Origin of the sequence: Sphingomonas sp. LY54 (assembly GCF_035594035.1) — a bacterium.
Taxonomy (GTDB): domain Bacteria; phylum Pseudomonadota; class Alphaproteobacteria; order Sphingomonadales; family Sphingomonadaceae; genus Allosphingosinicella.
Window position 1 is genome coordinate 1,549,544 of the sequence record NZ_CP141588.1, and the last position, 20,421, is coordinate 1,569,964.

Annotated in this window: 23 protein-coding genes; 11 read left to right on the forward strand and 12 right to left on the reverse strand. The window is 68.4% G+C overall.

From position 1 onward, the window contains the following. Positions 1-24 precede the first annotated feature (24 nt). From SH591_RS07835 to SH591_RS07850, 4 genes are read right to left on the reverse strand one after another with little or no spacing between them, the layout of a single operon-like run. Positions 25-978: a peptidoglycan-binding protein gene (locus SH591_RS07835; RefSeq protein WP_324751349.1), complete on the reverse strand. Its 954-nt coding sequence runs from the start codon at positions 976-978 to the stop codon at positions 25-27. Positions 979-980: 2 nt separating this feature from the next. Beyond that, a complete protein-coding gene (locus SH591_RS07840; protein WP_322830991.1) occupies positions 981-1,427 on the reverse strand; it encodes a hypothetical protein in 447 nt (148 codons plus the stop codon). After that, positions 1,424-2,770, reverse strand: a complete 1,347-nt coding sequence (gene fliI, locus SH591_RS07845; protein WP_324751243.1) for a flagellar protein export ATPase FliI — start codon at positions 2,768-2,770, stop codon at positions 1,424-1,426. The genes SH591_RS07840 and fliI overlap by 4 nt, the downstream gene beginning before the upstream one ends. Positions 2,771-2,777: 7 nt before the next feature. Then, entirely contained in the window at positions 2,778-3,215 is a 438-nt protein-coding gene (locus tag SH591_RS07850; RefSeq protein WP_322830993.1) for a flagellar biosynthesis repressor FlbT, read from the reverse strand. A gap of 171 nt (positions 3,216-3,386) precedes the next feature. On the opposite strand from SH591_RS07850, the gene flgE reads away from it, so the two are divergent. From flgE to SH591_RS07865, 3 genes are all read left to right on the forward strand, one after another. After that, positions 3,387-4,691 carry a flagellar hook protein FlgE gene (gene flgE, locus SH591_RS07855; protein WP_322830994.1) on the forward strand — a complete coding sequence of 435 codons (1,305 nt, stop codon included), beginning with the start codon at positions 3,387-3,389 and terminating at the stop codon, positions 4,689-4,691. A gap of 67 nt (positions 4,692-4,758) precedes the next feature. Further along, on the forward strand, positions 4,759-6,858 hold the full coding sequence (locus tag SH591_RS07860) for a flagellar hook-associated protein FlgK (protein WP_324751244.1): 2,100 nt from the start codon (positions 4,759-4,761) through the stop codon (positions 6,856-6,858). 11 nt (positions 6,859-6,869) lie between these two features. Next, entirely contained in the window at positions 6,870-7,778 is a 909-nt protein-coding gene (locus tag SH591_RS07865) for a flagellin (RefSeq protein ID WP_324751245.1), read from the forward strand. A 75-nt stretch (positions 7,779-7,853) separates the two neighbouring features. Here the strand turns inward: SH591_RS07865 and SH591_RS07870 are convergent, their stop codons facing one another. Together SH591_RS07870 and SH591_RS07875 are read right to left on the reverse strand one after the other, a co-directional pair. After that, positions 7,854-9,671, reverse strand: a complete 1,818-nt coding sequence (locus tag SH591_RS07870) for a hypothetical protein (protein WP_324751246.1) — start codon at positions 9,669-9,671, stop codon at positions 7,854-7,856. Positions 9,672-9,681: 10 nt separating this feature from the next. Beyond that, positions 9,682-9,921, reverse strand: coding sequence for a hypothetical protein (locus tag SH591_RS07875; RefSeq protein WP_324751247.1), 240 nt, complete (start codon positions 9,919-9,921; stop codon positions 9,682-9,684). 98 nt (positions 9,922-10,019) lie between these two features. On the opposite strand from SH591_RS07875, the gene SH591_RS07880 reads away from it, so the two are divergent. Further along, on the forward strand, positions 10,020-10,433 hold the full coding sequence (locus tag SH591_RS07880) for a flagellar basal body-associated FliL family protein (protein ID WP_324751248.1): 414 nt from the start codon (positions 10,020-10,022) through the stop codon (positions 10,431-10,433). Between the two features lie 54 nt (positions 10,434-10,487). On the opposite strand, the gene SH591_RS07885 is transcribed toward SH591_RS07880, so the two are convergent. The 4 genes from SH591_RS07885 to SH591_RS07900 form a co-directional block, all read right to left on the reverse strand. Beyond that, positions 10,488-11,018: a MotE family protein gene (locus SH591_RS07885; protein WP_322831000.1), complete on the reverse strand. Its 531-nt coding sequence runs from the start codon at positions 11,016-11,018 to the stop codon at positions 10,488-10,490. Then, entirely contained in the window at positions 11,015-11,533 is a 519-nt protein-coding gene (locus SH591_RS07890) for a DUF6468 domain-containing protein (RefSeq protein WP_324751249.1), read from the reverse strand. Before SH591_RS07890 ends, SH591_RS07885 begins: the two co-directional genes overlap by 4 nt. Then, positions 11,530-12,573, reverse strand: coding sequence for a flagellar motor switch protein FliM (gene fliM / locus SH591_RS07895; protein WP_416222331.1), 1,044 nt, complete (start codon positions 12,571-12,573; stop codon positions 11,530-11,532). Before fliM ends, SH591_RS07890 begins: the two co-directional genes overlap by 4 nt. 173 nt (positions 12,574-12,746) lie before the next feature. After that, on the reverse strand, positions 12,747-13,247 hold the full coding sequence (locus SH591_RS07900; protein ID WP_416385218.1) for a flagellar basal body-associated FliL family protein: 501 nt from the start codon (positions 13,245-13,247) through the stop codon (positions 12,747-12,749). Between the two features lie 149 nt (positions 13,248-13,396). Here SH591_RS07900 and SH591_RS07905 point away from each other — a divergent pair, with 149 nt between their 5' ends. From SH591_RS07905 to SH591_RS07935, 7 genes are all read left to right on the forward strand, one after another. Continuing rightward, positions 13,397-14,140, forward strand: coding sequence for a flagellar hook-basal body complex protein (locus SH591_RS07905; RefSeq protein ID WP_324751250.1), 744 nt, complete (start codon positions 13,397-13,399; stop codon positions 14,138-14,140). A gap of 35 nt (positions 14,141-14,175) precedes the next feature. Then, positions 14,176-14,961, forward strand: coding sequence for a flagellar basal-body rod protein FlgG (gene flgG, locus SH591_RS07910; protein ID WP_322831003.1), 786 nt, complete (start codon positions 14,176-14,178; stop codon positions 14,959-14,961). Positions 14,962-14,965: 4 nt separating this feature from the next. After that, positions 14,966-15,424, forward strand: a complete 459-nt coding sequence (gene flgA / locus SH591_RS07915) for a flagellar basal body P-ring formation chaperone FlgA (RefSeq protein WP_324751251.1) — start codon at positions 14,966-14,968, stop codon at positions 15,422-15,424. Between the two features lie 16 nt (positions 15,425-15,440). Then, entirely contained in the window at positions 15,441-16,202 is a 762-nt protein-coding gene (gene flgH, locus SH591_RS07920; protein WP_324751252.1) for a flagellar basal body L-ring protein FlgH, read from the forward strand. 254 nt (positions 16,203-16,456) lie between these two features. Beyond that, positions 16,457-17,281, forward strand: coding sequence for a flagellin (locus SH591_RS07925; protein WP_324751253.1), 825 nt, complete (start codon positions 16,457-16,459; stop codon positions 17,279-17,281). 169 nt (positions 17,282-17,450) lie between these two features. Then, positions 17,451-17,852, forward strand: a complete 402-nt coding sequence (locus SH591_RS07930; RefSeq protein WP_322831007.1) for a hypothetical protein — start codon at positions 17,451-17,453, stop codon at positions 17,850-17,852. Positions 17,853-17,944: 92 nt separating this feature from the next. Continuing rightward, positions 17,945-18,277 (forward strand): hypothetical protein, encoded by a 333-nt coding sequence (locus tag SH591_RS07935; RefSeq protein ID WP_324751254.1) that lies wholly within the window; start codon positions 17,945-17,947, stop codon positions 18,275-18,277. Positions 18,278-18,346: 69 nt separating this feature from the next. Here the strand turns inward: SH591_RS07935 and SH591_RS07940 are convergent, their stop codons facing one another. Both SH591_RS07940 and SH591_RS07945 read right to left on the reverse strand, forming a co-directional pair. Continuing rightward, a complete protein-coding gene (locus tag SH591_RS07940; protein ID WP_324751255.1) occupies positions 18,347-19,027 on the reverse strand; it encodes a flagellar hook assembly protein FlgD in 681 nt (226 codons plus the stop codon). A 10-nt stretch (positions 19,028-19,037) separates the two neighbouring features. Next, positions 19,038-20,378 carry a flagellar hook-length control protein FliK gene (locus tag SH591_RS07945; RefSeq protein ID WP_324751256.1) on the reverse strand — a complete coding sequence of 447 codons (1,341 nt, stop codon included), beginning with the start codon at positions 20,376-20,378 and terminating at the stop codon, positions 19,038-19,040. Between the last annotated feature and the right edge of the window lie 43 nt (positions 20,379-20,421).

The window sequence follows — 20,421 nt, forward strand, 5'->3', positions numbered from 1 at the left end:
CGCCGCCGCGCCAAATATGCCGGTTCAGGCGTCGAAGCGTGCCGGCCGGACGTTGCGCCCGACATAGTTCAGCAGCCAGCCGCGGTGGGCATCGGTCGCGTCGCCGGCGGCGGCGATACGCTGGCCGGCTGCGGCCGCGCCGACCTGGGCGGAGAGCAAGAGGCGCGCGCGCGCCGAATCCAGGCCGCCCTTCATGAACTTGATCGCGTCGCCGACGCCGAGATGGTGGCCGAGATAGGCGGCATGGGCGACGCCCTCCATGCTGTCGCCGACCGCCACCCCCGCCCGGCGCAGCCGATCGAGATTGCCGCGGGCATAATCGGCCGTGGCCTGGATCGAGGCCGCCGGGTCGTAGCGCAAAGCCAGCAGTTCGGAGCGGGCGCCGCGCGCCACTTTGCCGTTTTCGGTCAGCCAGCCGCGCGCCTTCGCCTCTCCATTGAGCCAAGTGCCCGGCCGTTCGGCCTCGCTCTGCCAGGTACCGCTCAAGAACTGGCCGAGCCCCGCCGCGCTGGAGCGCGGGTTGCGGGAATAGGCTTTCCAGCCGCCGTCGCGGTCCTTGGCCGCCTCGGCATCGACGATCGCGGCCAGCGCCGCCGCCGGTATGCCGGTGCGGGCCGCGGCCGCGTTCAGGCTGGCCTCGTGGCGGGCATTGACGCCGAGCCCGCCGGCGCGGCCGACCGCCACCGCGGCTTCCGGCACGCGCGTGTCCTCGACCGCGGGCTGCGCCGCGGGCGCGGCGACCGGCGCCGTCGGCGTACTGGCCGCGGGGCGCGGTGCGCCCAAGGCCGCCAGCAATGAATCGAAATCGGTCATCGCACCGGCGGCTTCGGTCGGCGCCGCTTCGGGACTGCCGAAGTCGCCGCCGTCGCCAAGCGCGGCCCGCCACAGGCGGCTCGTCAGCTCGGAGCGCGCCTGGGTATAGATGAGTTCGGCCTTCTGCTCGGGCCGCATCTGGGCGAGATCGAGACGCGCGATCATCGTCACCGGCCCCCGCTGCCCGCGCGGTTCGCCTTCATCTGGCGCGCGCGCAGGAATGCGGCGCCGGAGAAATCGTCGGCGCGCGCCTGCTCGGCATTGGCGGCGGCCCTTTCCTCCTCGGCGCGGTATCGACCGGCGGCGCCGTCGATCGCCTTGAACGAGCCGTAGGCGGCGAGCGCCTCGGCACGCAGCCGGTCGAGCCGGCCGGCAATGACCTTGCCCTCCTGGTCGAGCCGTACGCGCTCGGCGCGCATTCGCGAGACATAAGCGAAGCTCGACATCATCGGATCGTCGGCAGCGGCGTGGCTTTCGCGGACGACCGCCGCCTCGACCGCGCGCGCCGAATTCTCGACCTGGACGAGCTGGGTGACCTCGATGTTGATCGCGACGCGGACGTCGTCGATCGCGCGCTGCTGGACGCGCAGGGCGCCGTCATAGGGAGTCTTCATTGTTCGGTCTCCGGAGCCGGCTCGGGCTCGGCCAGGATCGTCTGCAGCGATGCGAAGGTTTCGCCCGCATAGCCGCGGTCGCCCTTGCCCTGCTTGAGCAGTTCCTCGATCTGGGGCGCGAGGCGGATGGCCTCATCGACCTCGGCGCGGCTGCCTTCCTTATAGGCGCCGAGCCGGATCATCTCCTCCATGTCGCCATAGGTGGAGAGGGTGCGGCGCGCATCGAGCCGCAGCGCATTCTCCTCCGGCGTGTGACAGTTGGGCAGAGTCCGCGAGATCGATTTCAGCACGTCGATCGCCGGGTAGCGGCCGCGCTCGGCGATACGGCGGGTGATCACCACGTGGCCGTCGAGAATGCCGCGCACGGCGTCGGCGACCGGCTCATTATGATCGTCGCCGTCGACGAGGACGGTGAACAGGCCGGTGATCGACCCCTGGCCGGGCAGGCCGGGGCCGGCGCGCTCGAGCAGCCGCGGCAGCTCGGCGAACACGGTCGGCGTATAGCCCTTGGTAGCGGGTGGCTCGCCGCTGGCGAGGCCGATCTCGCGCTGCGCCATCGCGAAGCGCGTGACCGAATCCATCAGGCACAGGACGTTGAGGCCCTGGTCACGGAAATGCTCGGCGATGGCGAGCGTGGTCCATGCCGCCTGGCGCCGCATCAGCGCGGGCTCGTCCGAAGTCGCGACGACGACGACGCTGCGCGCCATGCCTTCGGGGCCGAGATCGTCCTCTACGAATTCCTGCACCTCGCGGCCGCGTTCGCCGATCAGGCCGATCACGGCGACATCGCATTCGGTCCAGCGCGCGAGCATCGAGAGCAGGACCGACTTGCCGACGCCGGAGCCGGCGAACAGGCCGAGCCGCTGGCCGCGGCACAAAGGCGCAAAGATGTCGAGCGCGCGGACACCGGTCTCGATCTTGGCGCCGACCCGGGCGCGCGCGGCAGCCGGAGGCGGCATGCCCTTGATCAAGCGCGGCAGCTCGCCCGGCTCGAGCGGACCCTTGCCGTCGACCGCACGGCCGAGGCCGTCGACCATGCGGCCAAGCCAGGCTTCGGACGGGCGCAGCACCATCTGGCCGGCGCGCAAATCGGCCCGCGAGCCGGAGGTGACCCCGGTCGGGTCGCTGAACGGCAGGCAGTGGGCGATATTTCGATCGAGCCCGGTCACTTCGGCTTCGACGGCGCCGTTGGTGGCGACGACGCTGATCCTGGAGCCGATCTGGGCGGCGCCGACCAGGCCCTCGACCTCGATCAGCGCGCCGCGCACCGCGACGACGCGGCCGAAGCGCTGGTCGGGCGATAGGCCGCGCAGCGCCGCGGCCGCCGAGGCGAGCGTCGCCATCGAACGATCAGGCGGCGGCGGGCTTCAGGTCGGCACCGAGCGGCGCGTCGGCCGGCGCGGTGCGCGCCAGCGCTTCGGCTTCGTAATCGATCAGCCAGCGGCAATCGACCAGAGCCTTGTAGAATTGGCCGCAGGCGACCTTCTGGGCAAAGGCGATGCAGACCGCCTTCGCTTCGGGCGAGACCAACGCGTCCATCAGTTCGCGGACGAGGCGGATGATGTCGTTCTGGTGCGCGACGAGGTCGCTCTCGTCGATATAGGCCATCATGCAGGCGAAATAGAGCCGGCGGGCTGGCGTGTTCGCCTCCTCGGGCGTCATCACGTCGCGGCCGCGCATGATCGAAGCGCCATTCTCCACGCGCAGGTCGGTACGCCCGACCGAGCGCAGCACGGCGCCGTTCACAATCACTTTCTCGCCGTCGCGCAGGGAAATTCGAAGCGTCATCGCAGTCACCTCATGCCTTTCCCGAATTATAGAAGGGGCTGCGGAGGCCGACCACAAACTAGGCAAAATTTGCCCATTGTTGGAGCGACGCGTGGCTCTTCCTACAATGACTACGAACCTCTCGGCGCGTGCGCAGAACGCAGGCCGAATTCACGTGGCAGGAGAATATCGTTGAGCCTCTATTCCGCTCTTTATGCCGGCGTGTCGGGTCTGTCTGCGCAGTCCAGCGCGATGGCCGGCGTCGCCGACAACATCACCAACATCAACACCGTCGGCTATAAAGGCGTGCAGACCGAGTTCCGCACGCTCGTCACCGACGGCCGCTCCACGACCAGCTATTCGGCCGGCGGCGTCAGCGCCGCTCCGCAGCAGCTGATCTCGAAGCAGGGCATGCTCCAGGCTTCGGCGAGCCAGACCGACATCGCCATCGACGGTGCCGGCTTCTTCGTCACCCGCACCGGTTCGGGCCCGAACAGCGAAGTCGCCTTCACCCGCGCCGGCTCGTTCAAGCCGGACTCCGAGGGCTTCCTGCGCAACACGAGCGGTCTCTACCTCCAGGGCTGGCGCCTCGACGCGCAGGGCAATTTCCTCGACACCGGCAATCTCGACGTGCTCGAGCCGGTCCGCCTCAGCGAGCTGACCGGCACCGCCCAGCCGACGACCAAGATCGAGATCCGCGCCAACCTTCAGTCGACCGCCGCCGCTTATGCCGGGGCGCCGGCTTATACGGTCGGCAGCCTGGCCGACGGCACGGTCACGCCGTCCTTCGAGCGCACGCTCGACATCTATGATGCGCAGGGCGGCGCCCACCGCGTCACCATGGGGTATCTCAAGACCGGCCCGAACACCTGGGAGACCGAGGTCTATGCGGTCCCCGCGAGCGACGTCACCGGCAGCAACCTGTTCGTCAGCGGCACCGTAAAGTTCAACGGCGACGGCAGCCTCGATCGCGCCAACTCGACCCCGGCACTGTTCGGCACGATCACCCCGTCCTGGTCCAACCAGGCCGGATCGCAGCCGATCCAGCTCCGCCTTGGCGACGACGGCGGCCTCAACGGCCTCACCCAGTCGAACGACGCGTCCGCGCTGATCACATCCAACGTCGACGGCGGCATGCTCGGCAATCTCGCCTCGGTCGAGATATCGAAGACCGGTGTGGTCAGCGCCGTGTTCGACGACGGCACGTCGAAGAAGGTGTTCCAGCTGCCGATCGCGACCTTCGCCAATCCGGATGGCCTCGCCCGCCTGTCGGGCAACAGCTACCAGATGTCGGCCGCCTCGGGGAACGTCGCGATCAACAAGCCTGGGGCCCTCGGCGCCGGCGCGATCGCGGGCAGCTCGCTCGAAGCGTCCAACGTCGATCTGGCGCAGGAATTCACCAACATGATCCGCTTCCAGCGGGCCTACAGCGCCTCGTCGAAAATCATCACGACCGTCGACGACATGCTGCAGGAAGTCAGCAACCTGAAGCGCTAACCCGCTTAGGCGGTCCGGCCTTTCGGGTCGGACCGCCACTTTTCTGCCTATCTGAAGGAAGTCCGGCGTGTCCCTGAACGAAATCCTCGGCTCTGCAATGTCCGGCCTGGCGGCTTCGCAGGCGGGCCTGCGCTCGGTTTCGAACAATATCGCCAACGTCGGCACGCCCGGCTACGCCCGCGAGCGCGTCTCGCTCTCGACCGGAGTCACCGCCGGCCGAGTCAGCGGCGTCGTCGTCGGCGAGCCGGAGCGGGTCGCCGATCGCTTCCTCGAACAAAGCGTCTATCGCCGCGCCGGCGACATGGGCCGCAACGAGGCCGTCGCTTCCTATCTCGATCGCGTCCAGGCGCTGCTCGGGGAGCCCGGCTCGGAGGCAGGTTTGCCCGCGCGGCTCGATGCGATCTCCGCATCGGCGGTGCGCCTGACCAGCGGACAGGCCGCGACCCAGAATATCGCCGCCTTCACCGAGGACGTGCAGGACGCGATCGCGTCGCTGAACCAACTCGACGGCGACATCACCAATTTGCGCGCCGACGTCGAATCCGAAGTCGGCTACACGGTCGAGCGGATCAATGGCCTGCTCGTCCGGATTCACGAACTCAACGACACGGTGGCCCGGCTTGATGGCCTGGGCAAAAGCTCGGCCGGCGCGATCGACCAGCGTATGGTCGCACTCGAAGAGTTGAGCGGCTTGGTGAAGGTCACGATCCGCGACCAGATCGACGGCCGCGTCACGATCGAGTCGGCGCAGGGCGCCGTCCTTCTCGACAAACGCCTGCGCCAGCTCAACTATCCCGCACCGGGCATGGGCGTCGCCCAGGATCTCTATCCCACTATCGACATCCGCTTCTCCGACGGCCCGGGTCAGCTCGGCGCCGCCACCGGCGAGAAGCTCGATTCCGCTGCGATCGGGGGCAAGCTCGGCGGTCTCATCGACCTGCGCGATCGGGCGCTTCCGCAATTTTCCGAAAAGCTCGGCGTCCTCTTCGGCGGCCTTGCCGAGACGCTCAACGCTGTCGCCAACGAAGGCACGTCGCTGCCGCCGCCGAGCCGCCTCGACGGGCGCCCGACCGGCCTTGCCGGCAGCGATCGCCTCGGCTTCACCGGCGCCACCGTCTTCGCGGTCACCGGCTACGACGGAACGCTCGTCGCCAAGACGACGGTCGACTTCGCGGCGCTCGGACCGGCGGCGACTGTCGACGACGCGGTCGCAGCGATAAATGCCGGTATCGGGCCCCACGCGACCGCTACCTTCGCCGACGGCCGCCTTACCATCCAGGCGACCGCGGCCGGCAACGGCGTCGCCACCGCCCAGGATCCGACATCGCCTAGCGCGCGCGCCGGCATCGGCTTCTCGCAATATTTCGGGCTGAACGACATGGTGCGGAGCGCCGACAGCATGCTGGTGCCGTCGGGCTTCGTCGCGACCGACCCGCACGGCTTCGCCGCCGGCCAGACGTCGGAGCTGGTGCTGCGCGACGCAACCGGGCGGGCACTCACCCGCTTCACCTTGAACCCCACCCCCGGCGGTACGTTCGGCGACCTCGTCGGCCAGCTCAACGCCAGTCCGCTCGCGTCGTTCGGCAAGTTTGCGCTCGATCCGCGCGGCCGCATCCAGTTCCAGAGCGACCCCGGCATTTCGGGTGCCGCCATCTCCATCACGTCGGATTCGACCGACCGCAACGGCACCGGCCTCTCTTTCTCGGCGCTCTCGGGCCTCACCGGCAAGGCCGCCGGCCTGGCGCGCGCCGAGGTTCGTTCCGAAATTCTCGGCGACACGACCCGGCTGCCGCTCGCCCGGCTCCAACTCGACGTGGCGGTCGGCGACAAGGCGATCGGCCCCGGCGACATTCGCGGCGCCAATGCCTTCGTGCAGCAGCTCGGAAAGGCGATCGACCTCGGCAAGGACGGGGTTTCGACGCTCGAGCGCTTCTCCGGCCTGCTGCTCGGCCGCGCCGGCACCGAGGCGGCGCAGGCTGCCGAAGCCTATCAGGACGCCAGCGCGCGCCGCACGGACGCGATCAACCGCCGCGACAGCTTCGCCGGCGTCAATATCGACGAGGAGCTCGCCCAGATGGTCGTGCTTCAGAACAGCTATTCGGCCGCCGCGCGCGTGATGACGACCGCAAGCCAGATGTACGACACCCTGATCGATATGATCCGCTGAGAGGACAGACTATGAACCGCGTCGCCACCATTCCCATGCAGCGCAACCTCTCGGAAGCGATCCAGCGCAGCCAGCAGAAGCTTTCCGCCACGCAGTTGCAGCTCGCCAACGGCAAGAAGGCGCTCGATTATGCGTCGCTCGGCACCGAGACCGTGCGTCATTTGTCGGCGCGGACGATGGTCGCGCGCCACGAGGCGCACAGCACCGTCTCGAAGCGGCTCACCACCACGCTCGCCATCTACGACGCGCATCTGACCGGGGTCGACACGGCCGTCGGCAGCCTCCGCACCGAGATCCTGACCGCCGTCGGCACGCGCCAGTCGGCGGGCCTTCAGGATGCGATCGAGCAGGCCTTTCACCAGTTCCGCTCCGCCATGAACGGGGATGAGGCGGGCCTGCCGCTGTTCGCCGGCTCGCGCACCGACGAGCTGCCGTTCAAGCCGGCCACGCTTGCCGACACGATCGGCCTCGCCCCGGCTGACGCTTTCTCGAACGACAAGATCAAGGCGTCGGGCCGCGTTTCGGACGGGATCGACGTCGATTATGGGCTTCTCGCCGACGAGGTCGGCACCGATTTGTTCATGGCGTTTCGCAAGCTCGCCGAGGCCGGCCCGATCGGCGACGTCCTGACCGACGCCCAGGTGACCGCACTGGAAGACGCGATCGGCGCGATCGACGTCGGCCTGCGGCAGATGCGGGCGGTCAGCGCCGACAATGGCCGTAAACAGGCGCAGGTCGAGACGCTCGGCATCCGCGCGACCGATCGCACGATCCTGCTGAAGGGTTTGATCTCCGAGAATGAGGATGCCGATCTCGGCCAGGTCGCGGTCGATCTCGCCCAGCAGCAGACGACGCTGCGCGCCTCCTTCTCGGTCTTCTCGCAGCTTTCGACGATGACCCTGTCCGAATATCTGCGCTGATCCCGACCCCGACACAGAAAAGGCGGCGCCCGCACCCGCGGACGCCGCCTTTTTCATGTCCTCGATCCGTCGCGATCAGCCGGCGCGGCTGGCCGGTCGCACGTCGAACAGATCGGCTATCTGCCCGGCCGGGCTCGCCGATGGGATCGCGCCCATCGCCGCGCTCACCTTCTCCGGATCGACCGTTCCCACCGGACTGGTCAAAGCATCGAAGGCGCCCGCCGTGGGCAAAGGCGCGAACGCGCCGGCATAACGGGCGCGGAGCGCGGCCAGATCGTCCTCGCGCCCGGTCATCGCCAGCGCGATCGCGTAGCGCAGCACGATCGCCTGGTTGACCTCGCTCATCCGGTTCGCCGCCGGCAGCGCCGGCCGCGTCGCCTCGGCGAGTGCCGACCAATCGCGCTTCTTCCACAAAATCTCGGCGCGCAGTGCGCCGCCATTGGGCACGCCCTGCAGCACCGCCAGCGCCTCCTCGGTCTTGCCGAGCTGGGCGAGCGCCACCGCTTCCACCCGCTGACGGTCCCACCGCATTTCGGACGGGAAGGCGACGCCGCCGGTCTTGCGCAAGGCGATCAGCGCCCGCTGCGGATGCCCGGCCAGGATGTGCAACGTGGCGACCCGGGCCGAAAGCGGTCCCTGCGCCAGATCGCGCGCGCGGGCGAACAATTGATGCTCGAGCAGATCGGCGGCGCGATCGTACAGGCCCTCGGCCTGGAGCCGGCCGGCGAGCTGGCTGACGAGCAGGTCGCCCTCCGCGCCAAGCGGCGCGAGTTCGCGGAAATCCCAGTAGAGACCGAGCGCCTGATCGAGCGGCAGCCCGTTTTCCGGGTCCAGCGCCGCTGCGAGCTTCTGCTGCAGGCCGGCCGCGAAGGCGGGTCCTTCGGCGCCCATGTCGAAATAATGGAACAGGGTCGCACCGGTGGACAGCATGCCGCGCAGGTCGCGCGCGGCTACGCTGAGCTCGTAGCTCAGCCGCAGCGCCCGCTCTTCGATTTCGCCGCCGCGCCAGACATAGCGAATCTGCTCGAGTTGCTTGATGGCGGCCTCGACCGGCATCTCGCGGCGGCGGACGGCTGCCTCGATGCCCGCGAGCCGCGCGTCCAATTTCTGCTCGTAGCTGCCGTCTTTCTCGACGCGGGCCAGATGCGCCCGTGCGTCCTGGTCCTTGCCGAGTGCGGCCAGGGCGCGGCCGCGCAGCAGGTCGGCCGCGACATCGCCCTTGGGCACCTGCCCCAGCCAAGCGACGGCCTTGCCCGGCTGACCGACGGCAAGCGCCGACCGGGCCGCGGCGCGGACGAACCGCGCCCGCTCCGGCCGCTGCCGCCCCGACAGCGCCGCCTGGGCACAGGCAAGCTGGCCCAGCGCCTGCTCGGCGAGTCCCGCCTCGGCGAGCGTCAGCATGCGCCAGGCGCAGGCCTCGGAATTGCCGACGAGCCCGGGCCCGATCAGTTCTTCCATCGCCTCCACGGACCGGCCCATCTGTGCAAGCGCGGCACCGCGGGCGAGCCGAAAGGAATCGACCAAGGCGAGGTCGGTCTCGTCCTGGCGCATGACCTCCAGAACCCCGAAGGCGTCGGCGCCGCGTCCCCGACCGATCAGGCTGAGCGCAAAGCGCCAGCGCGCTTCCTGGCGGGTGTCGGGGTTGGCGCGGGCGAGCGCGGCCCAGGACTGCGCCTGGGGGACGACGGTCCAGCCGCGCGGCCCGTCGATCACAGGCTGCTGCGACAGGCGCGGTGCGAAGCCGGCGACGTGGGCCTGGCGCCGCGACGTATCGGCGGCCGGCACACCGTTGACGAGGCTTTGCGACTGGGGTGCCGGCACGGCCGGCGGCGGCGCGACCGGCGCGGCGGCTGCGGCCGCGGCGGCGGTGGCCGCCAGCAGGGAGGTCTTCATCGCCACGGCCTCAGAACAGGCCGAGGCTGGCGAAGGCGACGCCGCCGATCGCGCAGCCCAGCACGAACAGCAGCGAGGGAAGCAGCATGCCGCTCGCGCGCGCCGCATCCGGTGCAGCTTCAGTCGGAGGGGCCGTAATCGACCCTTCCAGCGCGCCAAGACCGGCGCGATCGGTGGCGCGGCGCATCGGCGTGGCGGGCAGGCTCCCTGAAACGACTCTGACTTTGCCCGGCTTCTGATCGCGGCTCATGCGCACCCCAATGTAACGATTTGTTTCTATTATAGGAGGAAAGGAGGGTGAGGCGGGCGAATGACCCATCCTTGATTGCTGCTTTTTTGGAGTTCACGATGCGCAAACGTCTGCCGATCGCTGGAGCCGCGCTGGTCGCTGCCGCTGGCGGCAGCCTCGCGCTCGCGTCCGGCAGCAGCGCCCAGGCTGTCCCTGCCGCTGTACCCCACTTCATCACGCTCGATCAGATCACCGTGCCGATCGTCGGCCCCAACCGGGTCGACGGCACGCTGCGGGTCGGGCTGGTGCTGAACGCGACCGACGCTGCAGCAGCAGCGGACCTGACGGAGCAGATGCCGCGCCTGCGCGCCGACATGCTCGCCGCGGCGGTCGAATTCTCGCGTCTCTATGCGTCCGGCTTCTCCGCCGTCGACGTCCGGCAGCTCAGCGCCGACATGACGGCCGCGCTGAAGCGCGAATATCCCGGCATCGGTCAGGTCCTGATCGTCGAGGTCGCCGCGCTCCAGGCCTGACTCGAACGAGGCCGCGCCTCGCGGCACGGCCCTTCTCCATCTCTGTCTAAGCGTTTAGCGGGCGCCGGTCTTGCGCCCGCCCCGAACGTCCTGCCGCGCCAGCGCCATGCTCAACTTGGCCGCCCCTTGCGGGCTCATGCTCGCCAGGATCAGAGCGGTGGAGCGGTCGCGCATGCGTTGCGCGACGCTGACCTGAACGTCCATATCGAGTTGTTCGAACACTTTGGCGGCCTTGGCCGGCTTCATCGTCTGGTAGATGCGCGCCAGCGATTCGAACTGGTCCTCTTCCTCTTCGGCTGGCTTGCCGGCCGATTTCTGCGGCTCGCTTTGCCGCGCCTCGAGGTCGGCCTTGATCCGCGCCTCGGTGGCGCGGGCCGCCTGCTCGCGCAGGTCGAGCGCGCGGTCGCGGCGCGCGGCCGCACTGTCGCGGTCGCTGGCGGCCTGCTTGATCGAGACGCCCATGCGGGTCGACGGGGCGGGTTCAGCCGGGCCGGCGGCGACGGTGGCGCCATGGGCGAGCACGGACAGGCCGGCGGCGCCCGCCATCAGCAGCAGCAAAGACGGCTTGAAGCGAGGCTTGGTCATCCGCGCACCTCGATCGCCGCCGGACCAGGCACCGCCTCGGCGGGTCCATTTTGGGCCGTGGTCATTTTGGTCGTTTTGGTCGATTTGGACGCGGGCTTGGCAGCCTTGGCCTTGGGCGCCGGTACCGTCTCCGCGGTCTTGGCGGCAGCCGGCTTACGCGCCGCCGCGGCCTTCTTCGGCAGCGCCGGGACCTCCGCCTTGTTGTTGGCTTCGACCGTTTCCAGAATCCGCTCGGCCACCGCATTGGCGATGCCGACCATCACGGTCAGTTCCTCGCGCATCGCCTCGCCCTGCGCAACCGTCCTGGCGTGGGCCGTGCCGTCGGTGCGCAGCGTCTCCTTCATCTCGGAGAGGACGGCGCGCGCCTGCCCCGTTGCGGTGTCGAGCGCGGCGACCATATCCTTCAAGCCCCCGTCCTTCACGGCCTGGAAGCTCTTCATCATGCGCACGCTCTGCACGAGCACCGCTCCGCACAGCAGGATGACGATGACGTTGGTGAAAGTGGCGAAGGTCATTTCGGGAGCCCCCTCGAAATATCGTTCAGGATGCGGACGGCGATCGAATTGTTGCGCTGTCCGATATGGGCGCGGCCGAGCGGCACGCCGCCGCAATGGACTTCGAGCGGATCGTCCGGCCCGAGGTTGAGCTGGAGCGTCTGGCCGACTTCGAGGTCCATGACCTCCTTGAGGCGCAGCACCTTCTCGCCGAGCACGACATCGAGCGAGATCTCGGTCTGGCGGATCATCTCCTCGAGGTGCGCTTCCCACATCCGGTCGCGGCCGAGCTTCTCGCCCATGAAGCGCTGCAGCAGCTTGTCGCGCACCGGCTCCATCGTCGCATAGGGGAGGAGCACGCTGAACTTGCCGCCGCGGCCCTCCATGTCGACCCGGAAGGTGGCGACCGCGCAGATGTTGCTGGGCCCCGCGATCGCGGCGAAGCGCGGGCTGGTCTCGATCCGCTCGAGGTCCATCGTGATCGGCGCGATTGGCTCGAACGCGGTGGCGAGATCGGAGAGCACCAGCGCCACCATCTTCGACACCAAAGTGGTCTCGATCGTGGTGAAGCCGCGGCCCTCGATGCGAAGCGTCTCATTGCCCTTGCGGCCGCCGAGCAGCGCATCGACGACGGCGTAGATCAGGCCGGAATCGACGGTCACGACGCCGTAATTCTCCCACTCGCGCACGTTGAACACGCCGATCATCGCGGGCAGCGCCACGTGGTTCATGAAATCGCCGAAGCGGATCGAGGTCACCTCCTCGAGGCTGACGTCGATCGCGTCCGAGGTGAGGTTGCGCATGCTGGTCGCGAACATGCGCACCAGACGGTCGCACACCACCTCGAGCATCGGCAGGCGCTCGTGGTTGATGACGTTGGATTCGATGACGGCGCGAAGGCCGCTCTTCTGGGTCGCACCGAGCGAGGCGTCGAAACCGAACAGCGCGTCGATGTCGGCCTGGTCGAACGCGCCGCCGCTCTCGCCGAGCGCCATTGCCGGCTGATCGGGCAGCGCGAAATCGTCGAAACCGTCGACGGGCGCGGCTCCGGCCTCGGGCATGTCGATGGGCTGGAAGTCGTCGAGCGGCTGGGCCGTCTCGCCCTCGGGCGCCGGTCCGACGCCGTCTTCGCCGCCCATGGAGCGGGCAAAATCGAGCGCCTCCGCGACCGTCGCCGCATCGTCCTCCGGCGCCGCCGGCTGGTCGGACACTTTGAAGCCTTCGAGATCGTCGCTCATTGCTGGACCAGATCCTGGATAAGAACGTCGCTGACCGCGCCCGGGCCGAGCACGCCGGCGGCGCGGACGACCATTTCCTCCTTGAGCCGGAAGACGGCGGCGGAACCGGCCAGATCCTCGGGGCGGAGCTCGCGCAGGAACGGCTGGTAGGCGTCGAGGAGCAACGGAAGCTTCTCCTTCAATGCCTCTTCCTTGCCGGCCTCGCCGGGGACGAGGATGAAGCGCAGTTTGAGGAAACGCTGCTGGCCGTCGGGGCTGCGCAGATTGACCGTCATCGGCGGCACCTCGACATAGGTCGGCGCCGGCTTGGCCTTGGCCTCCTCGGTCACCGCGCTATCGCCAGCGAGGAAATAATAGCCGGCGCCGCCGGCGCCCGCGAGCAGCAAGGCAGCGGCCGCGCCGATGGCCAGGCCGCGCCGGCTCTTGCCCTTCGGCTGCGTCTCGGTTTCCGCGGCCGCGACCGGGGTCTCGGCGATCTCAGTCAACTCGTCTGCCACATGCTGTCCTTTGGGCCGGGACGGCCACCTCCCCTGAAATATGGCCGGGAAGGCGCCGCTCTCGCTCATTCCCCTCTATTATAGGAGGAGCGTGCGGCAATTTCTGCCTAGTGGCACCGGACGCGACATTTTTTGAAGGGTGCCGAAAAATGGACGTCTCCGCTTATGTGTTGCTGAGCCACGAGCAGGCGCTGCGCCGCCGCCTCGACGTCGCGGCCAACAATATGGCCAATACGAGCACGGTCGGCTTCAAGCGCGAGCAGCCGCTTTTCCACGAATATGTCGAGAAGGCGGACGAGGCGCAGGTCAAGGACGCCAAGACCACGTCCTTTGTGCTCGATTACGGCGCGATCCACGACACGAGCCAGGGCGCCTTCCAGCCGACCGGCAACCCGCTCGATGTGATGATCGAAGGGCCGGGCTATCTCACCGTCGAGGCACCGGGCGGGGGCGTCGCCTACACCCGCGCCGGCTTCATCAAGGTGCTCGAGAATGGCGAACTCGCCACCGCCGGCGGCCATCGCATCCTCGGCGAGGGCGAGCGCCCGATCCGCGTTCCGCCCGACCAGGCCGGGCGCCTGGCGGTCACGGCCGACGGCACCGTGGTCGGCGGCCAGGGCGCGGTCGGCCGCCTTGTCGTCACCGTGTTCGACGACGAGCGCACCGTCTCGCCGCGCGGCGATGGCCTGATCACTGGACAGAACGGCCGCGTCCTCGCCGCCGCGGAAACAAGGCTCAAGACCGGGGGTGTCGAAGGTTCGAACGTCCAGCCGATCGTCGAAACAACGGCGATGGTGGAGATCCTCCGCTCCTACCAGACCAGCCAGCGCATGTCGGAAAGCATCAACGAGATGCGCAAAAATGCGATCAGCCGCCTCGGGCGCGTCAACTGATCCTATAATTAGCTGATAGCAAAGAAAGGCCTCTTATGCGCTCTCTCTCGATCGCCGGCACGGGCATGCTCGCGCAGCAGACCAACGTCGATGTCATCTCGAACAACATCGCGAATATGAATACGACCGCGTTCAAGCGGCAGCGCGCCGAATTCCAGGACCTGCTCTACCAGCAGGTTTCGCGTCCCGGCGCGGCCGCGGGCGGCCCCGACAACCGCGCCCCGACCGGCATCCAGATCGGCGCCGGCGTCAAGACCGGCGGCGTCTATCGTATCGCCGAGCAGGGCGCGCTCACCCAGACCTCCAACCGCTACGACATGGCGATCGACGGCCAGGGCTATTTCCAGGTGAACATGCCCAACGGCGACATCGCCTACACCCGCGCCGGTTCGTTCCAGCTGTCCGACCAGGGCGAGCTCGTCACCACCGACGGCTATCCGGTCCAGCCGGGCATCATCGTCCCACAGGGCGCGCTCGACGTCGTGGTCTCGAAGACCGGCCAGGTCCAGGTCAAGGTTGCCGGCGACCCCGAGCTCCAGGTCGTCGGCCAGCTCGAACTCGCCACCTTCGTCAACGAGGCCGGGCTCGAGGCGATCGGATCGAACATGTTCCTGCAGACCGCGGCGTCGGGCCAGCCGACGGTGGCGGCGGCAGGCGAGCCCGGCTTCGGCCTGCTCCAGCAGGGCTTCGTCGAAGCTTCCAACGTCAACCCGGTGTCCGAGATCACGGCGCTCATCACCGCGCAGCGCGCCTACGAGATGAACAGCCGCGTCGTGAAAACCGCCGACGAGATGCTCGCCACCTCGGCCCAGCTGAGGTAAATCCATGCGCCTGCTCCTCGCCGCCGCCCTCGCCTGCACTGCGCTCGCTCCCGCCGCCGCTTCCGCCCAGTCGGCGGGCGCGACGGTGGACACGCCGGTCCTCGCCCGAGCCGTCGATAAGGGACAGTTGCTGTCGGAAGGCGATTTCACCTTCGCCCCGCTCGGCGCGAGCACTGCGCGCGGCGCGCTCGCCGTCGCCGACGCCAGCGGCATGGAAGCAGCACGGCGCCTGCAGGCAGGCGCGCCGGTGCGCGCCACCGACATCATCCGTCCCCAGCTCGTCCGCCGCGGCGAGCCGGTGACGATCATGGTCGTCGATGGCGGCCTCCGCATCTCGGCCCAGGGCCGGGCGCTCTCGAACGGCGCCGCCGGCGACCTCGTCCGCGTCGTCAACCTTTCGAGCAGCCGTACACTCGACGGCATCGTCGAGAAGGCCGGCGTCGTCCGCATTTCCGGCCGCTAGGGCCACGGAGTCACCCATGAAGAAAATCACGTCGCTGCTGCTCGTCTGCACCCTGCTTTCCGGCTGCGGCTCGGTCGGCCGCCTCCAGCAGGTCGGCAAGGCGCCCAAGCTGACGCCGATGGGCGATTCCAGCGCGCCCGACATCGAGCCGTCGCTCGGCGACCGCGGCGCCGCCGGCCGCAACGGCGCGCCGGCGCGCGCCGCCGAAGCGCCCGCAGCCAGCGCCTCCTTGTTCCGCACCGGGGCCGGCGCATTCTTCCGCGACCAGCGCGCCTCGCAGCTCGGCGACATCCTGACGATCCGCATCAACATCACCGACAAGGCGAGCGTCGCCAATTCGACCTCGCGCTCACGCTCGGGCGGCGAGAGCGCCGGCATCGGCGCGCTGCTCGGCCTCGAAAACCCGCTCGGCAAGGTGCTTCCCGGCAATCCCGACACCAGCAAGCTGGTCAACACCAATTCGACCTCGCAATCGAACGGCACGGGCAACACGACGCGCAGCGAGCAGATCAACATGACGATGGCCGCGATCGTCACCGAGGTGTTGCCCAACGGCAATCTCGTCATCCGCGGCAAGCAGGAAGTGCGCGTTAATTTCGAACTTCGCGAACTTGTCGTGACCGGCATCGTCCGGCCGATGGACATCGCCCGCGACAATTCGGTCCGCCACAGCCAGATCGCCGAAGCGCGCGTCATCTACGGCGGCCGCGGCCAGCTCACCGACGTCCAGCAGGCGCGCTGGGGCCAGCAGATTTACGACGCGCTCTTCCCCTTCTGATCCTTCTGCCACGCGCAAACGAAGCGCCCGGCCGGTCCTATCCGGTTCGGGCACTTCTTCGTTATGCGAAGCATAGATGCGGCTCCTCTTAGTTAACGCGATCGCAAGGACGAATAAAATTACGGATCGTTTGGGTCCGTCAAAATTCCTTTCCACAATGGATATGTGGACAGGGAGAAATCCCTGTCCGTCGAGGGCCGGCGCTTCCGGTTCAGACCGCAGAATTCGGTCTTCATCCTAGAAAGGAATTGATCATGGGTTTTTCCGTTAACACGAACACCGGCGCGATGGCCGCTCTCCAGAGCCTCACCGCGACCAACAAGGGCCTGGGCACCGTTCAGAACCGCATCAACACCGGTCTGTCGGTTGCTTCGACCAAGGACGACTCCGCTTCCTTCACGATCGCTCAGACGCTTCGTGGCGAAGTGGGCGGCCTGAAGGCGGTCTCCTCCTCGCTCAACCGCGCCAAGAGCACGGTCGACGTGGCGGTTGCCGGTGCCGAGCAGATCTCCGACATCGTCAACCAGATGAAGTCGAAGGCTCTGGAAGCTTCGGACGATGGCCTCGACGCGAAGAGCCGCGCCGCGATCAACGCCGACTTCACGGCTCTGAAGGAGCAGATCACCACGATCATCAAGTCTTCGGAGTTCAACGGCTCGAACCTGCTCGACTCGGCGTCGACCGCGACTGTCGCTGCTCTGCAGTCGACCGATCCGACCGATACCCTGACGGTCGCCAACCAGGGCCTCGACACGATGCTGACGGCTGATGTCACCACGGCTGACATCAACTCGCAGGCCAATGCCGAGGCGATGGTTGGTGAGCTCGAGACGTTTGCGGGCAACCTCAACACGTCGCTCAGCACCCTGGGTTCGGCGTCGCGCAAGATCGACGGTCAGATCAGCTTCACCAGCAAGCTTTCGGACGTCATCGAGAGCGGCATCGGCAACCTTGTCGACGCCGACCTCGCCAAGGAGTCGGCGAAGCTGCAGGCTCTGCAGGTCAAGCAGCAGCTTGGTCTCCAGGCTCTGTCGATCGCCAACCAGGCGCCGCAGTCGATCATGTCGCTCTTCCGTTAATCGGACGAGTGATGGTTCCCACTTCCCGTGGGAGCGATCGCAAAGGGAGGCCGGGACGGGAAACCGCCCCGGCCTCTTCTTTTCGGGCCTTGCCGGCCGCCAAAATGCGCGGCGGACGCGGCCCCGGCCCGCTCGCCTCTATAATGGCAAGAGAAGCCTGGAGCAGAATGTGTTTCCGAGAATCAGGGAAATTACCGATCCGTTCGGCCTGCGCCTCAGGGTCAGCGTCGAGCCGCATCCGGGCGGCGCCCTCGTCGCGCTCGAACGGCCCGACATTACCCGGCAGCCGCGCATCCTGCTCGACGGCTATGGCGCCGAATTGCTGGCCGGTTTCATCATGGCCGCGCGCCTGGCCCTGCCCCATGCTCTGCCCGAAGAGCAGCTCGACGGCCCGTTCGCAGCGCGCTTCGCGCTCCGCCAGGCGCCCGAGACGTGCATTGCCGTCGCCCAGCCCGGGGCTGCGCCATTCGATATTCCGGCGCCGTTCTGGGACAAGCTCTATGCCGAGCTCTGCCTGGTCGTCGCCCATGCCCGCGAGCTCGGACGGCGCCGCGAGGCGCAGGTCCATTGAGCGCAAGGTAGTGGAAGCCCGGAGTTGCCCGGATCCGAAGAAATGCGCAGTGGCGGCGACGATCGGCCGCGCGTCGAACAGGGGAACTGCCCGTGAATTATGATGCCCAGTTTCGTGTGAGCCTGACCCTCTCGGTGGCCGATGCGGACGCGCTCTGGGTCGCAGCGGTCGACAAGGGCCTTGCCGCCGGCCTCGCCCATGAGGATGTCGAGGAGCTGATCGGCCCGCGCGAAGACCCGGCCCTGGCCGACTGCATCGCGATGCTGACCGCGCCCGCCCCGCTCGCCGGCTGCCGGCTCGGCGACTTCCTTGTCGAGGATCTGGCCGAACGGGCCGCCCCGGCCGCCTCCCGTCCTGCTTCGACCAAGCCGACGCTGGCCGCGGTCAACGACTGCACAGCGCCGCACCGCATGTCGGTCAGCTAAAACCGCACGCATCAAACGCAAAAAGGGGCCGTCGAGACGGCCCCTTTTTCGTGTGCGGAGGGAAAGGCCTCAGCTCGCGGCGGAAAGCGCGATCAGCGCGCTCAGCGGCATGCGCACGCCGTTGAGGCCGAGGCTCACCCGGCTTCCGTCGGTGACCACATCGCGAACGATGCCGACCCCATTGACCGTCACCGGCAGCTGGGCGCCGGCCGCGTCGACCGCTTTCACCGAGAGCAGGTAGGGACCCTCGGGCGCGCGCGTCCCGGCGGCGGTCATACCGTCCCAGGAGAAGCGGCCGTTATTCGCCGCAGGATCGATCGCGACTTCGCGCACGACTTTGCCCGAGCCATCGGTGACGGTCGCGGTCATCGTCACCGCTTTGCCCTCGGGCTGGAAGGTCCAGGTCGCCGGTGTCGAGGCGCCGAGGCCCGAGACCGAAGTGTCGAAGCGGGCTTCGCGGCCGATGAAGTTCGAGGCCTGGGCCATGTCCTGCGCGTTGAGGCGGGCGAGGATGTCCTTCAGCGTGCCGGTCTGCTGCACCGACTGCTCGACCTGCGAATATTGGACGAGCTGCTGCGTATATTGCGACGTGTCCATCGGATCGAGCGGGTCCTGGTGCTGCATCTGGGTGGTGAGCAGCTTCAGGAACATGTTGAAATCGGCACCGATCGTGCTGGTCGCCTTGGCGGCGGCGCCGGAGGCGAGCGCGGCCTGGGTCGCGGCGGCGTCGGTCGAGGTTATGGAAGCCATCTGAAATTCCTTAGGCCATCAAATCGATCTGGCCGCTCGAACGGAGCGGACGGTATTGGGGTTCGTCGCCTTCCGGCGTGTCGGCAGCGGCGGAACGGCCGTCGCCGGAGCGCTGCTCGCCGCCATTCTGCTGGCGCTGCCAGCCCTGGGCGTCGCCACCGCTGCGGCTGTCGAAGCGTAAAGACTGCGCGTCGGAGCGGATGCCGGCGTCCGTGAGCGCGCGGGTGAGATCGGCGGCGTCGCGGCGCAGCATGTCGAGCGCGGCCGGGCTTTCGGCCGCAACGACGGCGCGCAGGCTGCCGGCATCGTCGAACGCCATGCGCACCTCGATCCGGCCCATCTCGATCGGGTTGAGCCGGATCGTCACTTCGTCGCGACCCGCGGACACGCGGCGTGCAATCTCGACGCCCATTTCGTGCCCGATCTGGCCTGGGCGGGCGTTGACGACGGCCGGGGCCTGCGCCTGGGCGGGATAAGGATGGGCAGCGGCCGGCCGCGCGGCCTGCGCCGGCAGCGACTGGCTGAGCAGGGATGAGGGCAGACCATCGGCCTTCGTAACCGCATGGTCGCCACCGTCGACGGCCGCAGAGACGGAAGCCGCGAAGGTCGAGCCGTTGTCGGCGGACGTTGCAGGGGCGGCATCGCTCGGGGTCGAGGAAGTCGGCGCGCTTGCGGCGGACTTCACGCCGGTCGTTACGGGAGCATTCGGCGCGTTCGTCGGGCTATTCCGGGTGGACAGCGCGTGCGGCGTCGGTGCCGGCGCAGCCGTCAGGACAGCGGCCGGCGCTTCGGCCGGCGCGTCCGTGCCGGGCTCCGCCTGGGGCTGAACCGCCGGCTCGATCTCTGCCGTCTCCGCTGGGACCACTGCGGCTGCGACGACGGCTGCCTGCTGCTCGATGGTTGGGAGCGGCGAGGCAACGATGGACGACATCGGATCGGACGGAGCCGCGTTGGCCGCCTTGCTCTCGATCGGCTTGGAGGCGTCGCCAGGCTGCGGCGGTGCGATCGGGTCGGGCTTCATGCCGTCGTTGGCAGCCTGGATCTTCAAATTTGGCTGAGGCACGACGGCGTCCGGAGACAGCGCCGGCATATCGTCGGCCGGCGCGGCTTCCACCGCGGCAGCAATCGGGATTTCGGGCCCGGTGGCCAACATGACGGCCTGGCCATCGGTTGCCGCAACCGGCGTGGTCGCGACCGCTTTGCCCGAAGCCGTCGCAGGGATGAACGCGCTCGCTGCGGCCGGCTGCAGCGTCGCGTCGAGGACCTGGCCGAAGGCGCCGAGCAATGCGGCGCCGGCTGCAGCGTCCGGCGCGGCGGACGGCGTCGCAAATGTGATCGAAGCGATGTTCACGTTCTTATTATCCTCGCCTTCGGGCCCAAGCCCCGGATCATTA